Origin of the sequence: Streptomyces sp. UW30, assembly GCF_008042075.1 — a bacterium.
Taxonomy (GTDB): Bacteria; Actinomycetota; Actinomycetes; order Streptomycetales; family Streptomycetaceae; genus Streptomyces.
In genome coordinates this window covers 162,111-168,845 of record NZ_RDBN01000037.1, presented here as the reverse complement: position 1 = coordinate 168,845, position 6,735 = coordinate 162,111, and the positions used below count along the sequence as shown (strand labels likewise).

General features: G+C 70.0%; 2 protein-coding genes. Both read right to left on the bottom strand.

The window, feature by feature from the left end:
• A partial coding sequence (locus tag EAO75_RS19320) for a type I polyketide synthase (RefSeq protein ID WP_147996327.1) occupies nucleotides 1–4,609 on the bottom strand: 4,609 nt, incomplete at its 3' end.
• Between the two features lie 21 nt (nucleotides 4,610–4,630).
• Complete coding sequence (locus EAO75_RS19315; protein ID WP_147996326.1) at nucleotides 4,631–6,394, bottom strand: non-ribosomal peptide synthetase; 1,764 nt, start codon at nucleotides 6,392–6,394, stop codon at nucleotides 4,631–4,633.
• Between the last annotated feature and the right edge of the window lie 341 nt (nucleotides 6,395–6,735).

The following is a 6,735-nucleotide window of genomic DNA, read 5'->3' as shown; positions in this document are numbered from 1 at the left end:
GGGCGGGGGCGGTTGTCGCCTTCGCTCCTGCCCACAGACCCTGCGCGGCCATCTCGGCCGCGGTGTCGGCGACGGCCTCGGCGATGCGTGCCCGATCCGCGTCGTCGTGCGCGGCGCTGAGGAAGCAGGTGCGCCCCTCCCACACATACACGCCACGACTGAGCAGGCCCAGGAAGAACATGTTCTCCGCCCGCTCTGAACCGTTGATGTTGATACGGAACAGAGACGAGAAGTGTTCGACTTCGATCGGATAACCGTTCGCCGCGGCATGGAGGTTGATCTCCGCGGCCAGATCGGCCGTCCGCGCGGTGAGGGTGTTCTGCAGCCGAGGCGATTCCTTCCTCAGATGTCCGATCACGCTCTGCGCCACGGCCATGGCCATCGGATGCTTGGTGAACGTTCCGGAGAACACCATGCTCGGCCGTTGCGGCAACCCGGCGTCACCCTGCCGCCATCGCCCGCCGTCGATGGGCGCCATGAACTCCGCGTCGCCGGCGATGACCCCGAGGGGCATGCCGCCGCCGATGACCTTGCCGTATGTCACGAGGTCCGGATGGACGCCGAAGTATCCGGCCGCGCCGGCGGGGTGGCAGCGGAAGCCGGTAATGATCTCGTCGAAGATCAGCGCGGCGCCCTGCGCGCTGGTGAGGGCGCGAAGCTGCCGCAGCAGCTCGGCAGGCTGATAGCCGGGGCGCCGGCTCTGGACCGGCTCGACCAGCACCGCCGCCAGTTGTTCGCCGTAGGACTCCAGGATCGGGATCGCGGTCTCGTCGTACGGCAGGACGATGACGTCCTGGACCATGCCGGCCGCCGTGCCCCTGCCGAGGGTCGTCGCCTCACCCCGTAGCCCACCGGCTCGCGGTGCCACCAACACGCCGTCGAACGTGCCGTGGAAGGAACCGGCGAACACCGCGATCAGGTCTCTGCCGGTTTTCGCGCGGGCCGCGCGCACGGCGCCCATGACCGCCTCGGTCCCCGAGGTCGCGAAGGCCACCCGGTCGACCCCGGTCAACGCCGCGATGCCGCGGGCGACGTCGCCGGCGGTCGAGGACTGCGGGCCGAGCAGCAGGTCGGAAGCCTCGAACGTGCGCAGCGCATCCTTCACCGGATCGGACGCGTGTCCCAGCATGGTGACGCCGAAGCCCATGCACAGGTCGAGATACTCGTGGCCGTCCACGTCGAAGAAACGGGAGCCTTCGCCGCGAACCCCGACCACCGGGTAGCTCACCTCTCGGCGGCCGGTGCGCAGCGAGAACACCACGTTCCGCTGGTCCGCCAGCGTGTGGCGGTCCTCTTCAGTGACCCGTTTGGACACCGGGGTCCGCCGGGCCCATTCCAGTTCCTCCTCCAAGGGCCCCGCGGCGCTCTGGTCGAGGGCGCGGGCCGACGCGGACTGCTGCGGGACGGGGGCGGTGACGCGCGCGGGAAGAGGGTCCGGGGTGGCTGGCAGGACCGTCCCCGTTGCAGGGGTGGACTCCCCCACGACGGACGAGGGCTGCCGGCCAGGTGGCACGATGCCCGCGAGGTATTCGGCCAGGCTCTCGCAGCTGTCCCGTTCGAAGTACAGCAGCTGTTGGTTGACGTCGGTCTGGAATTCGGCCGACAAGCCGTCGGCGAGCTGAATCAGCAGGAACGAGTCGTACCCGAGGTCGATGAAGGACGCTCCGGGCTTGACGTCTTCCGGACTGCCTCCCACCAACTGCGCGACGATCCGGCGGACGCGCGTCTCGATGTCGGCCCGGTCGGCCGGGGACACCGCGGGGCTCTCAGCCGGTGCCGGGATCGGCGCCGCGGCCGGGATCGGCGCCGCGGCCGGAACCGGCGCCGCGGCCGGAACCGGCACCGCGGCCGGAACCGGCACCGCGGCCGGAATCGGCGCCGCGATCGGGGCCGCGGCCTTCGAAGCCGCGGCCGTCGAAGCCGCCGCCGGCTGCGGCCGGTCGGACTCCAGCGGCGAGTGTGATGCGGGCTGCATGGGCCTGCGCTGCTCCTCGGTACCTCGGTCGAACGCGTAGGTGGGGGCGTGCACGATGACGGTGGTGGTACCGCGAGCGTCGGCCGGGCCGGTCTTGGACGCGGTCGCGGTCGCGGTCGCGGTCGCGAGGACCGGATCCTGCCCCGCCGTCCAGGCCGTCGCCAGCAGCCGCGCGCGGGAGACCGCGTCGTAGCCCGGCTGTCCGGCGATGGTCATGGCATGCGCGTCCGCGCCGAACGCCGCTTCGGCGAACTTGGTGACGCCTGCGCTCGAGTCCAGCACGTAGGCGACAGCGGTGCCGTTCTCCCGAAGCGCGCTCATGGCGTCGCCGAAACGCACGGTGCGGACCAGGTGGCTTGCCCAGAAAGCAGGGTCTCGAGCGGTCTGTTCGTCGAGCAGGCCGCCCGTCGTCGGTGACATCAGCGGCAGCGTCGGGGGCCGCAGATCGATCTTGGCCCACGTCGCGGCGTACTGCTCGACGAAGGGTTCCAGAACCGTGCTGTGGAACGGATGGGCCACCGGAACCCGGACCGAGGCGACGCCGGCGGCTCGCAGCTCGGCGGCGAGGGCTTCGATCGCCGTCAACTCGCCGCTGAACATGCAGTCCTTGGCGCCGGGCACGATCGCCGGCGACACTCCGGCGCGGAGGTACCGGCCCGCCGACGCTTCGGACAGCCGCGCTCGGATCATCGCGCCCGCGGGGGCATCGGCCAGGATGCGGGCGCGCTCGGTGATGACTTCGGCGGCATCGGCCATGGTGAGCACCCCGCCGACGACGCCCGCGGCGACCTCGCCCAGGCTGTAGCCGCACAGCGACCGGGGCTGGATGCCGTCGGCGAGCAGCGAACTCGCGACCGTCACGGAGCGGACAAGCATGGCGAGCTCGGAGATCCGCGGGGCGGACTCGGTCTCGGGCTGTCCGGTGAGACAGGCCCGCACCGCGTCCCGATCGTCGGCCGGCAGGCTCGACAGCGTCTGCGAGAACACGTCGGCGAATCCGTCGATCTGGGCCAGCGCTCCGGTCAGGTCACCCAGCGCGGTTCCGTTGCCGGGGAAGACGAAGACGCTGCCGTGCCCCCGCTTCGCACGTCGGGGGCCGGTCCGCCAGATGTCGACCTCCTCGCCGCGCTTGCTGACGACGAGCGCTTCCCGATGGGCCAGCAGGCGCCGGCCCGTGCTCATCGTGTGGGCGAGTCTGCCGAGGCTCTCCGGGTTCGCCGCGGCGAAGTCCGCCAAACGGTCCGCGGTGTCCCCGGCGCTGCGTGGCGTCGCGGCGCTGACCGGGACGACGAAGACGCCGTCGTCCGGACCGTCGGGCGTCCGGACCGCCGGCGCCTGCTCGAGGACGACATGCGCGTTGGTTCCGCCGACACCCATCGAGCTCACCCCGGCTCGTCGCGGGCGCTGGTCGTCTTCCCATGCGCTGGAGCTGCCGGGCACGAAGAGCCTTGAGCCCGCCGATGTGATCCGCGGATTCAGTCGCACGAAGTTCGCCACCGGGGGAACCAGCCCGTTGCTGACGACCAGCGCGGCCTTGATCAGTCCGACGACGCCCGAGGCGGCGCCCAGGTGCCCGACGTTCGCCTTGACCGAACCGATCGCGCACCGCGCCCCGTCGGGGCCGAGTGCCCGTTCCAGAGCCTGCCATTCGACGACGTCCCCGACCTCGGTCCCGGTTCCGTGCGTCTCCACATATCCGATATCGCGCTTGTCCACCTCCGCGGCGGCCAGCGCCGCGCTGATGACCAGGCTCTGCTGGTTCACGCTGGGCGCGGTGAACCCGGCCTTGCGCTTCCCGTCGTTGTTGATGGCGCTGCCGCGGATGACGGCGTGGATGGCGTCACCCGCCTCGATCGCGTCAGCGAGGCGTTTGATCACCACCGCGCCCGCCCCGCTCGCGCTGAGCGTGCCGTCGGCGGAGGCGTCGAACGGCCGACAGCTGCCGTCGGCGGACCAGATGCTGCCCTGCTGGTGGTAGTAGCCCGCCCGGTGCGGCGCCTCGACGTTCACACCCGCGGCCAGGGCCACATCGGAATCACCGGACAGCACGCTCTGGCAGGCGAGGTGCACGGCGACCAGCGAACTGGAACACGCGCTCTGGACGTTCATCGACGGACCACGGAAGTCGAGCGCGTAGGCGATCCGCGTGGCCAGGAAGTCGTGGTCCAGCAGCGACACCCAGTTGACCGCTTCCGAGGACTTCAGGGGCCTGCCGGCGTCACCGAATCTCGCGTCGCCGAGGTGATCCAGGACCGTGATCGGCGATGTGGCCCCGCCGGCGGCGAACAACCCGATGCGGCCGGGATGGCGCACCGGATCGCAGCCGGCGTCCTCCAGCGCCTCGAGGACGACTTCCATCATCACGCGGTGATTGACGTTGATGACGTCGGCCTCCCCGGCGGGGACGCCGAAGGCGGCACTGTCGAACTTGTCATAGTCCTCCAGCGGGGCGGCGACCGGCACGTACGGGTTTCTCACCTCCGGTGGGAGGCTGATCCCTTCGCGCTGCCGATCCTGCTCGCCGACCGTGACCATTCCGGTCGAGCCGGCCTCGACGTTGGCCCAGAGCGCGAGGTAGTCGGTTGCTCCAGGACCTCGACACGCCATGCCGACGATGGCCAGCGGCTCACGCATCTGCTCCCCCTTTTTCACTCGTCAGTTGACGGTCCCGATGAGCTTGCACACACTGCGCGCGGTGCGAGCCTGGAAGAAGTCACGCAGCCGCACCCGCACTCCGAGCTCCTCGCGAATCTGCGCCAGGATCTTCAGTGAGTCCAGGGAAGTCAGCCCCAGTGCGAACAGTTCGTCATCGATCGAGCAAGGGACGTCGAGGGTCTTGCGCACGATCGCCATCACCGTCCGTTCGATGTCGGTCAGATCGGACTCGTCGTCGACTTCTGCTTCCACGTCGACGGCCGGCGCGGGTCGTACGAGCAGCGAGAGTGCCGCGACGTCGACCTTGCCGCGTTCGGTCATCGGCAGCGAGTCCACCCGCTGGATCAGGACCGGCACCTCATAGCCGGGCAGTTCGCCCGCGAGATGCTCCCGCAGGCTCGCCTCGACCGCTGCTTCCTCCTGCCCGCCGACCCCGACGTAGCAGGCGGCCAGCAGGGGGTGGGCGGAATCGGAGTGCACGAAGGCGACCGACTGCGCGACAGCGGGGTGCCGGTTCAGGACTGACGAGATCCCGGTCAGCTCGATCCGGTGCCCATCGATCTTGACCTGGTCGTCCGTCCGTCCCAGGAAGCTGTATCCGCCCTGGGGCAGTGCCTTCGCGAGGTCGCCGGTCCGGAACATCCGCGACCCGGGCGGACCGGACGGGTCCGGAACGAATCGCTCCGCGGTCGTCCTCGGGTCGTTCATGTACCCACGTGCGATGCCTGCCCCGCTCACGTACAGGTGCGCCGACTCGCCGTCCACCGCCGCGTCGAGATCGGTGTTCCGGTAGAGGTGGACCTGCACTCCGGGCAGGGTCTGGCCGATCGGCGGTTCGAGGAATTCGTCGCTGAGCAGCCTGCCCCCGGTCGCCGCGACCGTCGTTTCCGTGGGGCCGTACTGCACCACGACGGCACAGCGGTCGGAGGCGAGTTTGCGGACGACGCCGTTGGGCGCCGGCTCACCGCCGATGAAGGCGAGCCGCACGGAGGAGTCGGCCGGCACGAACCCGGCGCCCAACACACCTGAATACCAGGAAGGTACGCCGCTCAGGACGGTGACTCCATGGGCCGCGATGCAGTCGATGTGGTCCTGCCACGAACCGTCCGGCGCGATGATGAGTTCGGCGCCCGCCGCGAGCAGGAGGACGGGCCGCAGCGAGGCGTCGAACGACAGATCGGCCGACAGCAGCACACGCAGGTCGCCGTCGCCGGGTATCTCCGGCTGCTTCACCAGGTCCAGGAGATACCGCGCGTAGTTGTTCAGCGCGGCGAACTCGACGCCGACGGCCAGGGGCGTCCCCGTCGATCCGGAAGTACCGATGACGTAGGCGAGATTGGGCTCGCTCGCGCTGTTGTCCCTTGAGTGTTCGCGACCTTCGGTCAGCGGCCTGACCCGGAGCCCGGACTCACCCTTCATGGCGACGTGTGCGTCAGCCTCGGCCGACTCCTCCAGTACGAAGGTGGCCGAATCGGCGAATATCAGCTGACGCCTGCCCTCGGGCCACTGCGCGTCGACCGGCAGGTACGCCGCTCCGGACATCCAGATGGCGAGCATCGCGATGATCTGATTGCCGCCCCGCGGCAGTGTTATGGCCACCACGTCTTCCTGGCCGACGCCCTGTGCGCGCAGCAGATCGCACAGATCGGTCGCGGCCGCGGTCAGACCGCCGTAGTCCAGGGAGCCGACGCCGGCGCGTACCGCGGGCCGGTGCGGCTCGCGTGCGGCGATGTCCTTGATGCGTTCGAGCACGAATACAGTCACGAGGGCAGACCTCTCCAGGGTCGAGTGATGTCCTTGGCGGAAAGACCGCAGGCCATTCCGTGCCTGGCGGTGGAGGCCTGATCGCGGTGTCTTCAGCCAGGCGAGGCCAGAGTTCTGTGACAACGGCCGATGTGTCGCAGTGTCTTGATGTGAATCGGCGGCGTGATCCAGGCCTTCGATGCCCTGCGCTCACCGAAGCCGGCTGAGCCCGGGCGGCACCTGGACGGAAATGCCCACCGCGCACGACCGAGTGGGTCGGACCGGTTCCTTCTCGGGTGGCGCACCCGTGGCGTGTCGACGGCGAAGCCGGCCGGAACGAACGGCCGGGATCCCCATGTCGT